Source organism: Pseudomonas sp. D3-27 (assembly GCF_051132165.1).
Lineage (GTDB): Bacteria > Pseudomonadota > Gammaproteobacteria > Pseudomonadales > Pseudomonadaceae > Aquipseudomonas.
This window is the reverse complement of record NZ_CP071667.1, coordinates 740494-756263: the sequence shown is the minus strand read 5'-3', so window position 1 is coordinate 756263 and position 15770 is coordinate 740494. Positions and strand designations below refer to the sequence as shown.

Annotated in this window: 20 protein-coding genes; 8 read left to right on the top strand and 12 right to left on the bottom strand. The window is 63.4% G+C overall.

Translation table 11 applies throughout. From position 1 onward, the window contains the following. Positions 1-104: 104 nt before the first annotated feature. The 9 genes from J3P92_RS03520 to nrdR form a co-directional block, all read right to left on the bottom strand. A complete protein-coding gene (locus J3P92_RS03520; protein WP_420767556.1) occupies positions 105-863 on the bottom strand; it encodes a substrate-binding periplasmic protein in 759 nt (252 codons plus the stop codon). 11 nt (positions 864-874) lie between these two features. Then, entirely contained in the window at positions 875-1378 is a 504-nt protein-coding gene (locus J3P92_RS03515) for a phosphatidylglycerophosphatase A family protein (RefSeq protein ID WP_420767555.1), read from the bottom strand. After that, the gene (thiL, locus tag J3P92_RS03510; RefSeq protein WP_434649899.1) at positions 1375-2340 is read right to left on the bottom strand and encodes a thiamine-phosphate kinase; all 966 of its coding nucleotides are present in this window, start codon (positions 2338-2340) and stop codon (positions 1375-1377) included. The genes J3P92_RS03515 and thiL overlap by 4 nt, the downstream gene beginning before the upstream one ends. 22 nt (positions 2341-2362) lie before the next feature. Further along, a complete protein-coding gene (gene nusB / locus J3P92_RS03505) occupies positions 2363-2863 on the bottom strand; it encodes a transcription antitermination factor NusB (protein ID WP_039594265.1) in 501 nt (166 codons plus the stop codon). After that, a complete protein-coding gene (gene ribH, locus J3P92_RS03500) occupies positions 2860-3336 on the bottom strand; it encodes a 6,7-dimethyl-8-ribityllumazine synthase (protein WP_434649897.1) in 477 nt (158 codons plus the stop codon). Before ribH ends, nusB begins: the two co-directional genes overlap by 4 nt. Before the next feature lie 89 nt (positions 3337-3425). Then, positions 3426-4517 carry a bifunctional 3,4-dihydroxy-2-butanone-4-phosphate synthase/GTP cyclohydrolase II gene (ribBA, locus tag J3P92_RS03495; RefSeq protein WP_434649896.1) on the bottom strand — a complete coding sequence of 364 codons (1092 nt, stop codon included), beginning with the start codon at positions 4515-4517 and terminating at the stop codon, positions 3426-3428. A gap of 16 nt (positions 4518-4533) precedes the next feature. Beyond that, positions 4534-5196, bottom strand: a complete 663-nt coding sequence (locus tag J3P92_RS03490; protein ID WP_420767552.1) for a riboflavin synthase — start codon at positions 5194-5196, stop codon at positions 4534-4536. 46 nt (positions 5197-5242) lie between these two features. Further along, the gene (gene ribD, locus J3P92_RS03485; RefSeq protein ID WP_434562074.1) at positions 5243-6376 is read right to left on the bottom strand and encodes a bifunctional diaminohydroxyphosphoribosylaminopyrimidine deaminase/5-amino-6-(5-phosphoribosylamino)uracil reductase RibD; all 1134 of its coding nucleotides are present in this window, start codon (positions 6374-6376) and stop codon (positions 5243-5245) included. Beyond that, positions 6373-6837, bottom strand: a complete 465-nt coding sequence (gene nrdR, locus J3P92_RS03480; RefSeq protein WP_013694316.1) for a transcriptional regulator NrdR — start codon at positions 6835-6837, stop codon at positions 6373-6375. The genes ribD and nrdR overlap by 4 nt, the downstream gene beginning before the upstream one ends. A 128-nt stretch (positions 6838-6965) precedes the next feature. Between nrdR and J3P92_RS03475 the strand changes: the two genes are divergently transcribed. The 3 genes from J3P92_RS03475 to trxA all read left to right on the top strand — a co-directional run bounded on the left by J3P92_RS03475 (position 6966) and on the right by trxA (position 9145). Then, on the top strand, positions 6966-7430 hold the full coding sequence (locus J3P92_RS03475; protein WP_420767550.1) for a YbaY family lipoprotein: 465 nt from the start codon (positions 6966-6968) through the stop codon (positions 7428-7430). Further along, the gene (locus tag J3P92_RS03470; protein ID WP_420767549.1) at positions 7427-8086 is read left to right on the top strand and encodes a class I SAM-dependent methyltransferase; all 660 of its coding nucleotides are present in this window, start codon (positions 7427-7429) and stop codon (positions 8084-8086) included. The genes J3P92_RS03475 and J3P92_RS03470 overlap by 4 nt, the downstream gene beginning before the upstream one ends. A 186-nt stretch (positions 8087-8272) precedes the next feature. Beyond that, complete coding sequence (trxA, locus tag J3P92_RS03465) at positions 8273-9145, top strand: thioredoxin (protein WP_420767548.1); 873 nt, start codon at positions 8273-8275, stop codon at positions 9143-9145. Here trxA and J3P92_RS03460 read toward each other — a convergent pair. Further along, positions 9139-9486: a hypothetical protein gene (locus J3P92_RS03460; RefSeq protein WP_434562070.1), complete on the bottom strand. Its 348-nt coding sequence runs from the start codon at positions 9484-9486 to the stop codon at positions 9139-9141. The two genes, trxA and J3P92_RS03460, sit on opposite strands and share 7 nt — an antisense overlap. 120 nt (positions 9487-9606) lie before the next feature. Between J3P92_RS03460 and J3P92_RS03455 the strand changes: the two genes are divergently transcribed. The 5 genes from J3P92_RS03455 (at position 9607) to J3P92_RS03435 (ending at position 13695) form a co-directional block, all read left to right on the top strand. After that, entirely contained in the window at positions 9607-10203 is a 597-nt protein-coding gene (locus J3P92_RS03455) for a DUF2796 domain-containing protein (RefSeq protein WP_434562068.1), read from the top strand. 147 nt (positions 10204-10350) lie between these two features. Beyond that, on the top strand, positions 10351-11061 hold the full coding sequence (locus J3P92_RS03450; protein ID WP_434562066.1) for an ABC transporter ATP-binding protein: 711 nt from the start codon (positions 10351-10353) through the stop codon (positions 11059-11061). A 1-nt stretch (position 11062) separates the two neighbouring features. Next, on the top strand, positions 11063-12328 hold the full coding sequence (locus J3P92_RS03445; protein ID WP_434649895.1) for an ABC transporter permease: 1266 nt from the start codon (positions 11063-11065) through the stop codon (positions 12326-12328). Between the two features lie 11 nt (positions 12329-12339). Continuing rightward, complete coding sequence (locus J3P92_RS03440; RefSeq protein ID WP_420767543.1) at positions 12340-12858, top strand: DUF3299 domain-containing protein; 519 nt, start codon at positions 12340-12342, stop codon at positions 12856-12858. A gap of 138 nt (positions 12859-12996) precedes the next feature. Next, entirely contained in the window at positions 12997-13695 is a 699-nt protein-coding gene (locus J3P92_RS03435; protein ID WP_434649894.1) for an OmpW/AlkL family protein, read from the top strand. Between the two features lie 204 nt (positions 13696-13899). Here the strand turns inward: J3P92_RS03435 and J3P92_RS03430 are convergent, their stop codons facing one another. Then, positions 13900-14829 (bottom strand): NAD-dependent epimerase/dehydratase family protein, encoded by a 930-nt coding sequence (locus J3P92_RS03430; protein ID WP_434649893.1) that lies wholly within the window; start codon positions 14827-14829, stop codon positions 13900-13902. Then, positions 14822-15706, bottom strand: a complete 885-nt coding sequence (locus J3P92_RS03425) for a sugar nucleotide-binding protein (RefSeq protein ID WP_434649892.1) — start codon at positions 15704-15706, stop codon at positions 14822-14824. The genes J3P92_RS03430 and J3P92_RS03425 overlap by 8 nt, the downstream gene beginning before the upstream one ends. Positions 15707-15770: the final 64 nt, after the last annotated feature.

Here is a 15770-nt window from a genome sequence, read left to right as displayed (position 1 = left end):
TGCTCCTGATCTAGTACTGGAGATTCGCAGAGGCGGGCATTGTAACAGCACGATCCGATGGGCGCTTAGGCTGAATTATCACGCATAACCATCGAAAAGTTTGATCACAACTTCGGTGGTTTGCCGTGCTCATCGAAGGGATAGGGTTGATTCCAACGCTCGAAAATTGGTTTCAGCTCACCGCTCTTCACTAACACTTCCATGCGTCGGTCGAACAGCGCACGCAGCACGCGACCGTTTTCGTTGTCGGCGAAGCCCAGGTACAGCGGTAGATTGATCAGCGGCGACATTTTGAATTGCTGGGGATCGTCGGCCTTGGCGAGCACCTCTTCGATCTCCATGGAAGCATCGATATAGAAATCGGCACGGTCATGGGCCAGCATCGGCAGGATTCCCACGGCGCGATGAATTTCGTTGAAACGTCGTACGTTGGGCAGGTAGTTGTCGTACTCGTAGCCGCGCATCCACACCAGTCGATAGTTGCCGATGGTGGCTAACGTTGGGGACGGCTTGGAGGCCAGTCCGAGGGCATAGATATGATCAACATCGTAGTGCCACTTTGGGTAAAGCACTCCTGCGGACTCATTCCGATAGGCGCCGACCTGCACATCGACCTCGCCGCGCTGCACCAACCCGATCGAGCGCGTGTAGGGCACGCTACGGGTTTCCAGCTTGACGCCTTCAGGCTCGAATACCGCGCGCAAAAGCTCCCACCCCATGCCCTGCCCATCGGCCTGTGTGTAATCGGCCCACTCTTCACTGGCGGCGCGAATCTTGCCGGGCAGCGGCGCCGACTCGGCCACCCGAACGCCGAACAACGCTCCGATACACAGCAACAGCAAAAGTGCGCGGCTTACGCCCATGCCTCGTTCCCTCAGGTGAAACACCACACCAACCCTTGCATTGCAAGCCAGGCAAAAACGCCGGCCAACACGTCGTCGAGCATGATGCCGACACCCCCGTGTACCTTCCGGTCGATCCAGCGGATCGGCCATGGCTTGAGGATATCGAAGAAGCGGAACACCAGGAAACCGGCCAACAGCCATTGCCAACCTTCAGGCACCAGCCACAAGGTGATCCACATGCCGACCATTTCGTCCCAGACGATGCCTTCGTGGTCGTGTACCCGCAGGTCATCCGCCACTTTGCCGCACAGCCAGAAGCCGAACAGCATGGTGATGCCCAGCATCAGCCAGTAGCCCCAATCCGGCAACATCTGCCACAACGGTATAAAGGGTAGCGCAACCAGCGAGCCCCAGGTGCCCGGCGCCTTGGGCAAGGTACCCGAACCGAAGCCGAACGCCAGGAAATGCCAGGGATTGCGCCAGACCGAGGGCGGAACGAATTCGGCCGGTACCTGGTTGGGATGATCTGTCACGGTGTCTCCCCAAAATGTTGATAGCCCCGTGTTTGCGGGGTGATGTCGCGCCCGAGGTCGTCAACCAGCATGACGCCCTGCCCCTGCGTGACACTGCCGACCACATGGATCGGCCAGCCTTCGGCCAGAAGTGCCGACAATCGGACCGACGGCAGGGTGAACAGCAATACATAGTCGTCCCCACCACTCAGGGCGGCGTGTTGCGCGCCTGACGGGCCGAGCAACGCCAGAAGTGCATTGGACAGCGGAAGCCGGTCACGTTCAACCGTCAACGCCACGCCGGACGCCAGCGCGATATGCCCACAGTCGGCCAGCAGGCCGTCGGAAATGTCCAGCGCCGCGCTGGCCTTGCCCCGCAGTGCCAGGCCGAGGTCGATCTGCGGTCGCGGTGCCCAGTAATGGCCCAGCAATGGATCGGCGACTGCAGGCGCAGCGCTGCGCTGGCCGAGGACCAGCGGCAACGCGCCGGCGGCATTGCCCAGCTCACCGCCGACACACAGCAGATCGCCGGGCTGCGCGCCGCCGCGGGTCAAGGCCTGGCTGGACGGGACGCGGCCGAACACGGTCAGGGTCAGGCTCAGGGGCCCCCGCGTGGTATCGCCGCCCACCAACGCCACGCCGCATGCCCGGGCCATCTGACTCAAACCATGGGCATAGGCTTGCAGCCAATCGGCGGCAACCATCGGCAAGGTCAGGGCAAGGGTAAAGGCGAAAGGGCTCGCGCCCATGGCGGCCAAGTCACTGACCGCCACGGCCAGCGAGCGCTGGCCGAGCAGGAACGGATCGCAAGGATCCGGGAAATGCACACCGGCGACCAGCGTGTCGGTGGAAACCGCCAGCTGTTCCCCGGGAGGGACGGCCAGCAAGGCGCAGTCGTCGCCGATCCCCAGCGCAACGCCCTCGCCGCCCTGCGCGCATGGCGCAGCGGCGAAGTAGTTACGGATCAGCTCGAATTCACCCATAGTCAGTCGTCACAAACGCCAATCAGCGCTTGAACGCCTTCACTTCGGCTTCACGCAGGCGCGGGGCGAGCTTGTCGAGCACACCGTTGACGAACTTGTGGCCGTCGGTGGAACCGAAGACTTTCGCCAGCTCGATCCCTTCGTTGATCACCACGCGGTACGGCACGTCGACGCGCTGCATCAGCTCCCAGGTGGACAAGCGCAACACGGCGAGCTCGACTGGGTCCAGCTCATCGATGGTCAGGTCCAGGCAAGGTGCCAGTGCGTTGTCGATTTCAGTCTTGTGGGCGGGGACGCCGTGCAGGATCTCGCGGAAGTACGCACCATCGACATCACTGAAATCGTTATCGACGCGAAACTGCGCTTCGATCTCGTTCAGCGATTGCTTGGCCATGTGCCACTGATACAGGGCCTGGGTCGCGAGCTGACGGGCTTCGCGGCGCTTGACGCTTTTCGAAGGCTTGCCGGCGTCCGCAGGCTTTGGATCGCGCGGGTTGAAACGATCGCTCTCGTCGCTAATCACTTGGCCTCCAACTGCGCCAGCAGGCTGACCATTTCCAGGGCGGACAAGGCAGCTTCGGCACCTTTGTTACCGGCCTTGGTGCCGGAACGTTCGATGGCTTGCTCGATGGAATCGACGGTCAGCACGCCGAAAGCGACCGGCACGCCGAACTCCATGGACACCTGGGCCAGGCCCTTGGTGCATTCGCCGGCCACGTATTCGAAGTGCGGAGTACCGCCACGAATGACCGCACCGAGGGCGATGATTGCCGCAAATTCGCCCTTTTGGGCGACTTTCTGCGCAACCAGCGGGATTTCGAAGGCGCCAGGCGCACGGATGATGGTGATGTCGTCTTCGCTCACGCCATGGCGAACCAGCGCATCCACCGCGCCGTCGACCAGGCTTTCAACCACAAAGCTGTTGAAACGGCCGACTACCAGCGCGTAGCGGCCCTTGGGGGCGATGAAGGTACCTTCGATGGTCTTCAGGGTCATTCGTCAGATCTCTTAAAGAGCCGGAGCACGTTCTATACGCGCTCCTCAGTGATATTAGCCACGAATACAGGGCGGGAAATCCCGGGCCATTATTCGGAGGGCACGTATTCTACAACTTCCAGGTCGAAACCGGATATCGCATTAAATTTCATCGGCGCGCTCATCAGACGCATCTTGCGCACGCCCAGGTCGCGCAGGATCTGCGAACCGGCGCCGACAATGCTGTAGGTGGTCGGTTTTTTCACCGGTTGCTGCTCGGTGGTCTCACGGATGTGGGCCAACAGCACGTCACCATCGAGTGGATGCCCCAGCAACAGCACCACGCCGCTGCCCGCCTCGGCCACGGCGGCCATGGCCGCGCGCAGGCTCCAGCGGCCCGGTTGCTTGACCATCAGCAGGTCGCGCAGAGGGTCCATGTTATGCACGCGGACCAGGGTCGGCTCTTCAGCACAAACAGTGCCCAGGGTCAGCGCCATGTGCACGTCGCCTTCCACCGAGTCGCGGTAGGTCACCAGGTTGAACTGGCCCAGTTCGCTGTCCAGCGGCTGCTCGGAAATCCGCTGAACGGTACGTTCGTGGATCATTCGGTAGTGAATCAGGTCGGCGATGGTGCCGATCTTGATGTTGTGCTCGGCGGCGAACGCTTCCAGCTCGGCGCGACGGGACATGGTGCCGTCGTCGTTCATCACTTCGCAGATGACGCCGGCGGGCTCGAAGCCGGCCATGCGCGCCAGGTCGCACGCCGCCTCGGTATGGCCGGCGCGGGCCAGGGTGCCGCCGGCCTGGGCCATCAACGGGAAGATGTGGCCGGGGCTGACGATGTCTTCGGCCCTGGCGTCGGCGGCCGCGGCGGCTTGTACGGTGCGCGCGCGGTCAGCGGCGGAGATACCGGTGGTCACGCCCTCGGCGGCCTCGATGGACACGGTGAACTTGGTGCCGAAGCCCGAGCCATTGCGCGGCGCCATCAGCGGCAGCTTCAGCAGCTCGCAGCGTTCGCGGGTCATCGGCATGCAGATCAGGCCACGGGCGTGCTTGGCCATGAAGTTGATGTGTTCGGCCTTGCAGCATTCGGCGGCCATGATCAGGTCGCCTTCGTTCTCGCGGTCTTCGTCATCCATGAGGATGACCATCTTGCCTTGGCGGATGTCTTCAACCAGTTCTTCGATGCTATTGAGCGCCACGCGGCACCCCCTTGGGTCAGGATTTGAGGTAGCCGTTAGCGGCCAGAAAGCTTTCAGTGATATTGCCGGCTGCTGGCTCCGCGGCCTTGTCGCCCAGCAGCAGACGCTCCAGATAGCGGGCCAGCAGGTCGACCTCCAGGTTGACCCGACGACCAGGCCGGTACGAGGCCATGATGGTTTCGCTCAGGGTATGGGGGATGATCGTCAGCATGAACTCAGCGCCGTCCACCGCGTTGACCGTCAGGCTGGTGCCATCGACGGTGATCGAGCCTTTATGGGCGATGTACTTGGCCAGCTCTTTCGGGGCCCGGATACGAAACTCCACGGCCCGGGCGTTATCGGTACGCGAGACCACTTCGCCGACACCGTCGACGTGGCCGCTGACCAGGTGCCCGCCGAGGCGCGTGGTCGGCGTCAGGGCTTTTTCCAGGTTGACCGGGCTGCCACTCTTGAGATCGTTCATCGCGGTACAGTCGAGGGTTTCGCGGCTGACGTCAGCCAGGAAGCCATTGCCGGGCAGCTCGACGGCAGTCAGGCAGACGCCGTTCACGGCGATGCTGTCGCCCAACTTGACGTCGCTCAGGTCGAGCTTGCCGGTTTCGACATGCACCCGCACATCGCCGCCCTTGGGGGTGAGTGCGCGGATACTGCCGATGGATTCGATGATGCCGGTAAACATGGAGTCCTCCTCGAGAACGGGCCGCCGCTTGAGCGAAAGCCGGGAATTATACGCTGGCCGATGAAACGGGAACGGCGATGACTCGCCAGTCATCGCCCACGGCGCGGATTTCGGTGATTTTCAGCGGCGCGGCGTCCTTCATCTGCGCCAGCGGCCAGTCCAGCAGCGGTCGCGCCGAGGAGCCCAGAAACTTGCCGGCGATGAAAATCTGGAACTCGTCCACCAGGCCCTGACGGGCAAAGGCTCCCGCCAGGCGCGGGCCGGCTTCCACCAACACTTCGTTGACGCCTCGGGCCGCCAACTCCGCCAACAGGCGGCGCAGATCGACCTGACCGTCGTCACCCGCCACGATCATGCATTCGGGGCCGTTGGCGTACTGTTCTTCCACCGCCATGCAGGTAGCGACGAGCGCCGGGCCGGCCCTGAAAAACGGCGCATCCAGCGGCACTCGCAAGCGGCCGTCCACCAGCACCCGCAGCGGCGGACGGCTCATGGCCAACGCGGTCTGCTCGGCGTCCAGCCCGAGCTCGTCGGCACGCACGGTCAGCCGGGCATTGTCCGCCAGCACCGTATCGGCGCCGGTCAGCACCACGCTGGCCTGGGCCCGCAGGCGTTGTACTGCCGAGCGCGCGGCGGGGCCGGTGATCCACTGGCTCTCGCCACTCTCCATGGCGGTGCGCCCATCAAGGCTCATGGCGAGCTTGACCCGCACGAACGGCAGGCCATGTTCCATGCGCTTGAGGAAACCTTCATTGAGCTTGCGCGCTTCGCCTTCCAGCACGCCGCTTTCTGTGGCGATGCCGGCCTGGGCCAGCCGCTGCAGGCCGCGCCCGGCGACTTCCGGGTTCGGGTCTTGCATCGCGGCCACCACCCGCGCCACCCCGGCGGTGACCAACGCATCGGCACAGGGCGGTGTGCGCCCATGGTGGCTGCACGGTTCGAGGGTCACGTAGGCCGTGGCGCCCCGGGCATTTTCACCGGCGGCGCGCAGGGCATGGACTTCGGCATGGGGTTCGCCAGCGCGGATGTGCCAGCCTTCGCCGACGACTTCGCCGTCCCGCACGATCACGCAACCCACCCGTGGGTTGGGATGGGTCGTGTAGTGACCGCGTCGCGCCAATTCCAGGGCGCGGGCCATGTAATGGGCGTCGAGGACGGCTTGTTGCGCCGGGCTGGTCATTCTTTCACCGGCTCGCGGGCCAGGCGGTCGATTTCCTCGCGGAACTCATTGAGGTCCTGGAAACGCCGGTACACAGAGGCGAAACGGATGTAGGCCACTTCATCGAGCTTCTGCAGCTCGGCCATCACCAGCTCGCCGACCACCAGGGATTTGACCTCGCGCTCGCCGGTCGCCCGCAGCTTGTGCTTGATGTGCACCAGCGCGGCTTCCAGGCGTTCGACGCTCACCGGGCGTTTTTCCAGGGCGCGCTGCATGCCGGCGCGCAGTTTTTCTTCATCGAACGGCTGGCGACTGCCGTCGGTCTTGATCAGGCGCGGCAACACCAGTTCAGCGGTCTCGAACGTCGTGAAACGTTCGCCGCAGGCCAGGCATTCGCGGCGGCGGCGGACCTGTTCGCCCTCGGCGACCAGTCGCGAGTCGATGACTTTGGTGTCGTTGGCACCGCAGAAGGGACAGTGCATGGTGGGCAGGCAACAAAAAAAGGGAGGGCCATGGTAGCGCATCCCACTGGCAAGACAAGCCATAGGGTTTACGGTATACAGACGGGCTTAACGCCAGATCCATCGAATTCACCTTGCTGGAGCCACCCATGCCGCTACGATCCATTGTTCTGCTCAGTCTCTTCAGCCTGCTGATGGCGTGCAGCAGCGACGCCCCGAAACCCGCCGCGCCAGCCCCGGCGCCCGCGCCTAAACAGGCTCAGGAAAAGGCCCGCCAAGCCACCGAGCTTGGGCCGCTGCCGGCGCATCAGCGAGAACTGAGCGGTACCTTGCAAGGCGTGCCGGCAGGGGCCGAGGTGGAACTGGCGCTGCTGGTGATCGATGACAAGGATCGCCCGCAGCAACTGCTCGCCAGTTCCAGCCTGATCGGCACCAACCAGGCACTGCCCTTCCGCCTGCGCTTCAACCCCGAAGCCTTCCCCGTTGGCGCCCGCGTGGAACTGCGCGGCCGGGCCAGCCAGTCGGGCCAGTTGATCCTGCACCTGCCGGAGCAACGCATCAGCCAACCGACCACCCAGGCGCTGGGCGTCCTGCAATTCGTCAAAGCGCCATGAGGCCACCGCAGGACCTGCAACAAGCGCTGGACGAGTTACTTGGCGATGCACGTTTGGTGGCCTGTGCGCTGCCGGACACAGACTTGAAGCTGTGGTTGATCGACGGCGACAACATGGACCGAGCCTTCAGCCCGGAAGAAACCCGGCGCATCCTCCACGAGCCGCCGTATTGGAGCTTCTGCTGGGCCAGCGGCCTGGCGATGGCTCGCTATCTGGCCGAACAGCCACAATGGGTCGAGGGCAAGCGAGTGCTGGATTTCGGTGCCGGCTCCGGCGTGGCGGGCATTGCGGCGGTCAAGGCCGGGGCGCTGGAAGTGGTGGCCTGCGACCTGGATCCGCTGGCGCTTGCCGCGTGCCAGGCCAATGCAGTGCTTAACGGCGTGACGTTGGGTTATTCGACGGATTTTTTCGCCGAGGCTGATCGCTTCGATCTGATCCTCGTCGCCGACGTGCTCTACGACCGGGCGAACCTGCCGCTGCTGGACCAGTTCCTCAGCCGTGGCCGCGAGGCACTGGTGGCGGATTCCCGGGTGCGGGACTTCCAGCATCCGCTGTACCGACGCATCGAAATGCTCGAGGCCATGACCTTGCCGGACCTGGCTGAGCCGGAGGAGTTTCGGCATGTGAGCCTGTACCACGCGCGGCGCTTGTCTTAAAGCGTCGCGAGCAGGCTCGCTCCCACATAGAACTTTGTTCAGTTCATGAAAAATGCAGGCAGCATAAAACACGGTGGGAGCGAGCCTGCTCGCGATAGCGGTCTATCAGGCGCCGCAAGCCCCCGCTTTCAGCCACCCCCACCAAGCCGTATAGTTGCCCCATTCAAGCGTTCTACGAGATTCCCCATGACCCAGGACACGTCTTACATCTTCGACGCCACCACGGCCGATTTCGACCAGTCGGTGATCGCCAACTCTTTTCACAAACCGGTGCTGGTGGATTTCTGGGCCGAGTGGTGTGCGCCCTGCAAGGCACTGATGCCCATGTTGCAAGGTATCGCCGAGAGCTATCGGGGCGAATTGCTGCTGGCCAAGGTCAACTGCGACGTCGAGCAAGACATCGTCGCCCGCTTCGGCATTCGCAGCCTGCCGACCGTGGTGCTGTTCAAGGACGGCCAGCCGGTGGATGGCTTTGCCGGGGCTCAACCGGAATCGGCGGTGCGGGCAATGCTCGAACCCCATGTGCAGATGCCGCCTCCAGCCGCAGCCGACCCTTTCGAACAGGCCCAGGCGCTGTTCGATGAGGGCCGCTTCGCCGATGCCGAAGCCGTGCTCACCGTGTTGCTGGGCGAAGACAACACCAACGCCAAGGCGCTGATCCTTTACGCACGTTGCCTGACCGAGCGCGGCGAGCTGGGCGAGGCGCAAACGGTGCTCGACGCCGTGAAAAGCGATGAACACAAGGCCGCACTGGCCGGCGCCAAGGCGCAGATCCAGTTTCTCGGCCTGGCCAAGGATCTGCCGGACGCCGCCGACCTCAAGGCGCGGCTGGCGAAAGATCCTCAGGACGACGAGGCGGTGTATCAACTGGCGATCCAGCAACTGGCGCGCCAGCAGTACGAGCCAGCGCTCGAGGCGCTGCTCAAGTTGTTCATCCGCAATCGCAGCTACAGCGAAGGCCTGCCCCATAAAACCTTGCTGCAAGTGTTCGAACTGCTGGGCAACGATCACCCGCTGGTGACGACCTACCGTCGCAAGCTGTTCGCCGCGCTTTACTGACCGATCCAGCTATAGAGCGGCGTATCCCCGCCGCTCAGCACCTTGACCTCGGCGCTGTGGCGCAGGCGCACCAGCAAGCGCTTGCCTGACGAGGTGCTGCCGGTCAGGCCCTCAAGCTGTTCGAGCAAGTCCGGGCCGCTCAGTTGCCCGGCCTTGCGCAACAACTCCCGGGCGATCTGCCACTGGGCGTCATCCTGATTCGTCGACTTGGCGGGCGCCGCCGCCGCGCCTTCGGACTTGGCCACTTGCAACCGCGCGCCGAGCTGCGCCCAGTCGCCTTCATCCATCTCTATCGTCAAGTCCACCGGCCAATCACCGACCGTCCCGCGTATCCGCAACATCAGCGTGCTCCTGAAGATTTCATCTGCCCATGCTCCCATGGGCCTTGCGCGACGCCAAGCAGATGGTCAAACTCCTCGCACTATCGTTATAAGATTACATAACCTTTCTGGAGATTCGTCATGCGTCGTTTGCTTCTTGCCCTGCCATTCGCCCTGCTGCCATTGGCTGTCGCTCACGCGGCGGTGGAGCATGACCACGATCATGAGCATGATCACGAGCACGGCAGCCTGGGCGCCCATGAGCACGGCGTCGCCCGGTTGAATGCGGCCCTGGATGGCCAGACCCTGGAATTGGAATTGGAAAGCCCGGCGATGAACCTGGTGGGCTTCGAACACGCCGCCAGCAGCGATGCCGACAAAGCCAAGGTCGCCGCCGTGCGGGCGCAGCTGGATAAACCCCTGGCGTTGTTCAACCTGCCGGCCGCCGCCAAGTGCACCGTGGCCCAGCAGGAATTGGAAAGCCCGTTGTTCGGTGATGAGCCGGACCACGAAGACCACGACGAAGAGGCAGATGGCGACGAGCACCATGGCGAACACAGCGAGATCCATGCCGACTATCAATTCACTTGCACGGCCCCTGGCGCCTTGAAGAACCTGGATCTGGCGACACTGTTCAAAACCTTCCCGGCCACGCAGAAAATTCAGGTACAACTGATCAGCCCGAGCGGCCAGCAAGGCGTGGAAGTGACGGCCAAGGCGCCAGCCCTGAAATTCTGATTCACTACCCCCCTTGTGGGAGCGAGCTTGCTCCGGGCGGCGATCCGACGATGAGGCCGGCACATCCAACACATATGTTGTCTGACCCTTCGCCATCGCGAGCAAGCTCGCTCCCACAGGGTTGATTTTTAATCTGACCGGTTTCATATGACCCAAGCACTCATCGAACTGTCCGACCTGGGCTTCAGCTGGCCCGGGCATCCGCCACTGCTGGACATCCCGGCGTTTCGCCTGGATGCCGGCGAAACCTTGTTCCTCAAAGGGCCGAGCGGCAGCGGCAAGACCACTTTGCTGGGGCTGTTGGGCGGTGTGCAAACGCCGGATCGCGGCAGCATCCGCCTGCTTGGCCAGGAGCTCACCGAATTGGGCGCGGGCAGCCGCGACCGCTTTCGCGTGGACCACACCGGCTACATCTTCCAGCAGTTCAACCTGCTGCCGTTTCTCTCGGTGCGCGAGAACGTCGAACTGCCTTGCCATTTCTCGAAATTGCGCGCGCAACGGGCCATCCAGCGCCACGGGAGTGTCGATCAAGCCGCCGCCACATTGTTGGCCCACCTGGGGCTGAACGATACGAACCTGCTGGAGCGCCGGGCCGACTCGCTGTCCATCGGCCAACAACAACGGGTCGCCGCCGCTCGGGCCTTGATCGGCCAACCGGAACTGGTGATCGCCGACGAACCGACCTCAGCCCTGGACTACGACGCCCGGGAAAACTTCCTGCGTCTGCTGTTCGCCGAATGCCGCGAAGCCGGGTCGAGCCTGTTGTTCGTCAGTCACGACCAGAGCCTGGCGCCGCTGTTCGACCGTCACCTCTCGCTGGCCGATCTGAATCGCGCCGCCAAGCCACTCGAGGTCTGAGATGTATTTGCTCCGTCTAGCCATGGCCAGCCTGGCGAACCGTCGCTTCACCGCGATCCTTACCGCTTTTGCCATTGCCCTCTCGGTGTGCCTGTTGCTCGCGGTGGAGCGAGTGCGCACCGAGGCGCGGGCCAGCTTCGCCAGCACCATCAGCGGCACCGACCTGATCGTCGGCGCCCGCTCCGGCTCCGTGAATCTGTTGCTGTATTCGGTGTTTCGCATCGGCAACGCCACCAACAACATCCGCTGGGACAGCTTCGAGCAGTTCGCCAACAACCCGAAAGTGAAGTGGGCGATCCCCATGTCCCTTGGCGACTCCCATCGCGGTTACCGGGTGATGGGCACCACCGAGGCCTACTTTGAGCATTACCAGTACGGCCGCCGGCAACACCTGGCGTTGGCCGATGGCCGGGCGTTCGCCACCGACCCATTCGAAGTGGTGCTCGGCGCGGAAGTGGCCGAGGCGCTGCATTACAAACTCGGGGAAAAGCTGGTGCTGGCCCACGGCGTGGCGGCGATCAGCCTGGTCAAGCACGACGACAAACCCTTTACCGTGGTGGGGATTCTCAAGCGCACTGGCACGCCGGTGGATCGCACGCTGCACATCAGCCTCGGCGGCATGGAGGCCATCCATATCGATTGGAAAAATGGCGTGCCGGCCCAGGGCAATGGGCGCATCAGCGCCGACCAGGCCCGCAACATGGACCTCACGCCGAAAGCGATTACCGCGTTCATGCTTGGCCTCAACAGCAAGATTTCCACCTTCGCCTTGCAACGCGAGATCAATGAGTTTCGTGGCGAACCGCTGCTGGCGATCCTGCCGGGCGTGGCGCTGCAAGAACTGTGGAGCCTGATGGGCACGGCGGAAAAAGCCTTGTTCGTGATCTCGCTGTTCGTCGTGCTGACTGGCTTGATCGGCATGCTCACGGCGATTCTCACCAGCCTCAACGAGCGGCGCCGGGAGATGGCGATCCTGCGTTCGGTGGGCGCGCGGCCCTGGCATATCGCGAGCCTGCTGGTACTCGAAGCCTTCGCCCTGGCATTGGCCGGGGTCACCGCCGGGCTGGCCTTGTTGTACATCGGCATCGCCGCCGCCCAGGGTTATGTGCAGTCGGCCTACGGTTTGTACCTGCCATTGGGCTGGCCGAGTGAGTATGAATGGACGCTGCTGGCTGGCATTCTGGTCGCCGCCCTGCTGATGGGCAGCGTGCCGGCCTGGCGCGCCTATCGCCAATCGTTGGCCGATGGCCTGTCGATCCGTTTATGAGGACGTTGAAAATGCCCCGCGCCCTGCTTGCGCTGTTGATGATGGTTTCCCTGCCGCTGTGGGCGGCCGAGCCGAGGGACCTGGCCTGGTCGGAGATGATCCCACCGGATGCGCCGCCGGAAGTGCCGAACATGACGCCCCTGCACGACCTGTCGAAGATGAGCGATGCCTTGGCCGCCGAATCCGCCCCGGCGGCCAAGCAGGACCTGCCCAATGCCCCGGTGGTCAAGGCCCTCGATGGCCAGCAGATCCGCTTGCCGGGTTATATCGTGCCGCTGGAAGTCAGCGAGGAAGGCCGCACCACCGATTTCCTGCTGGTGCCGTATTTCGGCGCCTGCATCCACGTGCCGCCCCCGCCGTCGAACCAGATCGTGCATGTGAAAAGCGAAGTCGGGGTCAAGCTCGACGAGCTGTACCAACCGTACTGGGTCGAAGGACCGATGCAGGTCAAGCCGTCCACCAGTGAACTGGCCGATGCCGGGTATCAGATGGAGGCGCAGAAGATTTATGTCTATGAACTGCCGGAGTGAACCCCGCAGTGATGCGTTGTTTTTGCGATAGCTTGCTCGCGATGGGCTTCATCACATTTTCATTGAGCTGAGTCAAAAGACCGGACCAGACGGCTCCGTACCATGGGACATCAATTTTCGATGCCTTCTGGAGCCCCCATGCACAAGTCTCTGCTCAGCGCCTCCCTCATCGCGCTAGCCCTCGCTGCGCCGTTTGCCCAAGCCCATACCGCCGGCGACATCATCGTTCGCGCCGGCGCGATCACGGTCAACCCGGACGCCGACAGCTCCAGCGTCAAGGTCGACCGTGGCCCGCTGGCCGGCGCCGACCTGGGCGGTAAGGCGACCCTGAGCAGCGACACACAGTTGGGCCTGAACTTCGCCTACATGCTCACCAACAACTGGGGAATCGAATTGCTGGCGGCCTCGCCATTCGAGCACGACGTGAAACTCAAGGGCACCGCACTCGGCCCCGCCAACAACAAGCTCGGCACCCTCAAGCACCTGCCGCCGACCCTGAGCGTGGTCTACTACCCGCTCGACGCCAAGTCGGCATTCCAACCCTATGTCGGCGCCGGCATCAACTACACCTGGATCTATGACGAACACGTCGGCAGCGAAGCCAGCGCCAATGGGTTCAGCAACTTTCGCGCGAAAAACAGCTGGGGCATGGCGTGGCAAGTCGGTGCCGACTACATGCTGACAGACAACATCATGATCAACGGCCAGATCCGCTACATCGACATCGACACCACGGCCTATGTCGACAACAACGCCGTGGCCGGCGGTACCCGGGCCAAAGTGGACGTCGATGTGGACCCGTTCGTCTACATGGTTGGGTTGGGTTACAAGTTCTGACCCCACACGACATTGACATGCCTACACACCCCGTGGCGAGGGAGCTTGCTCCCGCTGGACTGCGAAGCAGGCCCGACGAATTTGCGACCGCTTCGCGCTCGAGCGGGAGCAAGCTCCCTCGCCACAGGTTTCACTTGCCACAAAAGCGATGCATGACTTACAAAAAAGGCGCCCCGAAAGGCGCCTTTTTTTCGGCTGCGAAACTCAGCGCCCCAACAACCGCGCCAGTCCCACGCTCATCGGCGTTTGCTTCGGGACGTTGAAGCGCTCCAGTAAACGAGCATTGTTTGCCCGCGAATGGCGGATGTCGCCGGAGCGCGCCGGGCCATGGCTGATCGTAGGTAAATCGCCCACCACCACGGCCAGGGCCTGGAGCATCTGCTTCAAGGTCGTGGCCTGGTTCCAGCCGACATTCACCGCGCCGACCTCCACTTCAGGTTTTTCGATGGCCTGGACCAGCACGTCCACCAGATCCTCAACGTAGACGAAATCCCGAGTCTGCTCGCCGTCGCCGAACACGGTGATCCGCAGGCCTTTCTGCGCCCGTTCGCTGAAGATACTGATGACGCCTGAATACGGCGAGGATGGATCCTGGCGCGGACCATAGATGTTGAAGAAGCGGAACACCACCGGCTCCAGTTCATGCTGGCGACGATAGAAGTCGAAATAGAATTCGCTGGCCAGTTTGTCTGCCGCATAAGGCGTCAACGGCGCCTTGGGCGTCTCCTCGTCGATGGACTGGCCTTCGCCATTGTTGCCGTAGACCGCGGCGCTGGAGGCGAACAGCACCCGCTTCACTCCGGCCTGGCGCATGGCTTCGCAGACGTTCAGGGTGCCGATGAAATTGCTCTGGTGCGTGCGCACCGGGTCATCCACCGAGGCTTGCACCGAGGCCACGGCGGCCAGATGCGCCACGGCGCTGCAACCGGCCACGGCCCGGGCGACCAGCGCGGCGTCGGCGACATCGCCCTCGATCAGCTCCAGAGCCGGGTTATCCAGCGGCAGATTGCTGCGCTTGCCAGTGGACAGGTCATCGAGAATGCGCACCGAATGCCCTTTGGCAAGCAAGGCGTCGGTCAGGTGCGAACCAATGAAACCCGCGCCGCCGGTGATGAGAACTGGGCCTTCAGCCATGGCGATAGAACCTATCCAGTAGGGCCGGGAGTGCGGCGCGCCAGGCGCGGGGCTTGATCCCGAAGGTGTGCAGAATTTTCTTGCAGGCCAATACCGCGTGCTGCGGTTCTTGCGCCGCGTCCGGCCTTGCGGCGTGGGCCTGGGGCGTCGGCGACTCGATGGCCAGCGGGTGCAGGGCGCGGGCTTCGGTGAGGATCGCCTGGCCCAAAGCCAGCGGCGTGGTCGCCTCATGCCCGGCGTAATGATAGGTGCCCCACAGCGGCGCCGCGCAATCGAGTTGCTTGAGCACCGAGATGATCACCCTCGCGGCATCGTCCACCGGCGTGGGGTTACCCCGACGGTCGTCGGCCAGCAACAGCTCTTCAGGCTGCTCGGCCCGGGCCAGGAAACGGCCGAGGATGCCGTCGGCGCTGTCGTCCAGCAGCCAGCCAAAACGCAGCAGAACATGTTGCGGGCAAGTGGCGCGCACGCTTTGCTCGATGCGCCACAACGCCTGGCCACGCAGGCCCAGGGGCACCGGTTCATCCTTTTCGCTGTAGGCGGTGGCGCGGGAGCCGTCGAATACGCGATAGCTCGACGGTTGCAGCAAGACAATGTTGTGATGCTGGCACAGTTCGGCCAGGCGCTCGACCGCCCGCTCTTGGCTGGCCAGGCGTTGCTCGCTGACGGTTTCGGCCTGGAACCAGTCGAAGTAGTACGCCAGGTTGATCAAGGCGTCCGGCCGGGTGTCGTCGAGCAACTGCGTGAGGCTCGCGGCATCCCAGCCGTCTTCGGGGGGGCGGGGGGCGAGAAAACCGATGTCTTCTTCCGCACCGAGGCGAATCAGCGCCTGCCCAAGGGCATTTCCGCCGCCCAATAACATAAGGCGCATTCGCATAAAGTCAGCAGGCCCAGTCTGTTGGCACAAGAATTTGGTCGACAACGCCCGAGGGCGTCGCCGG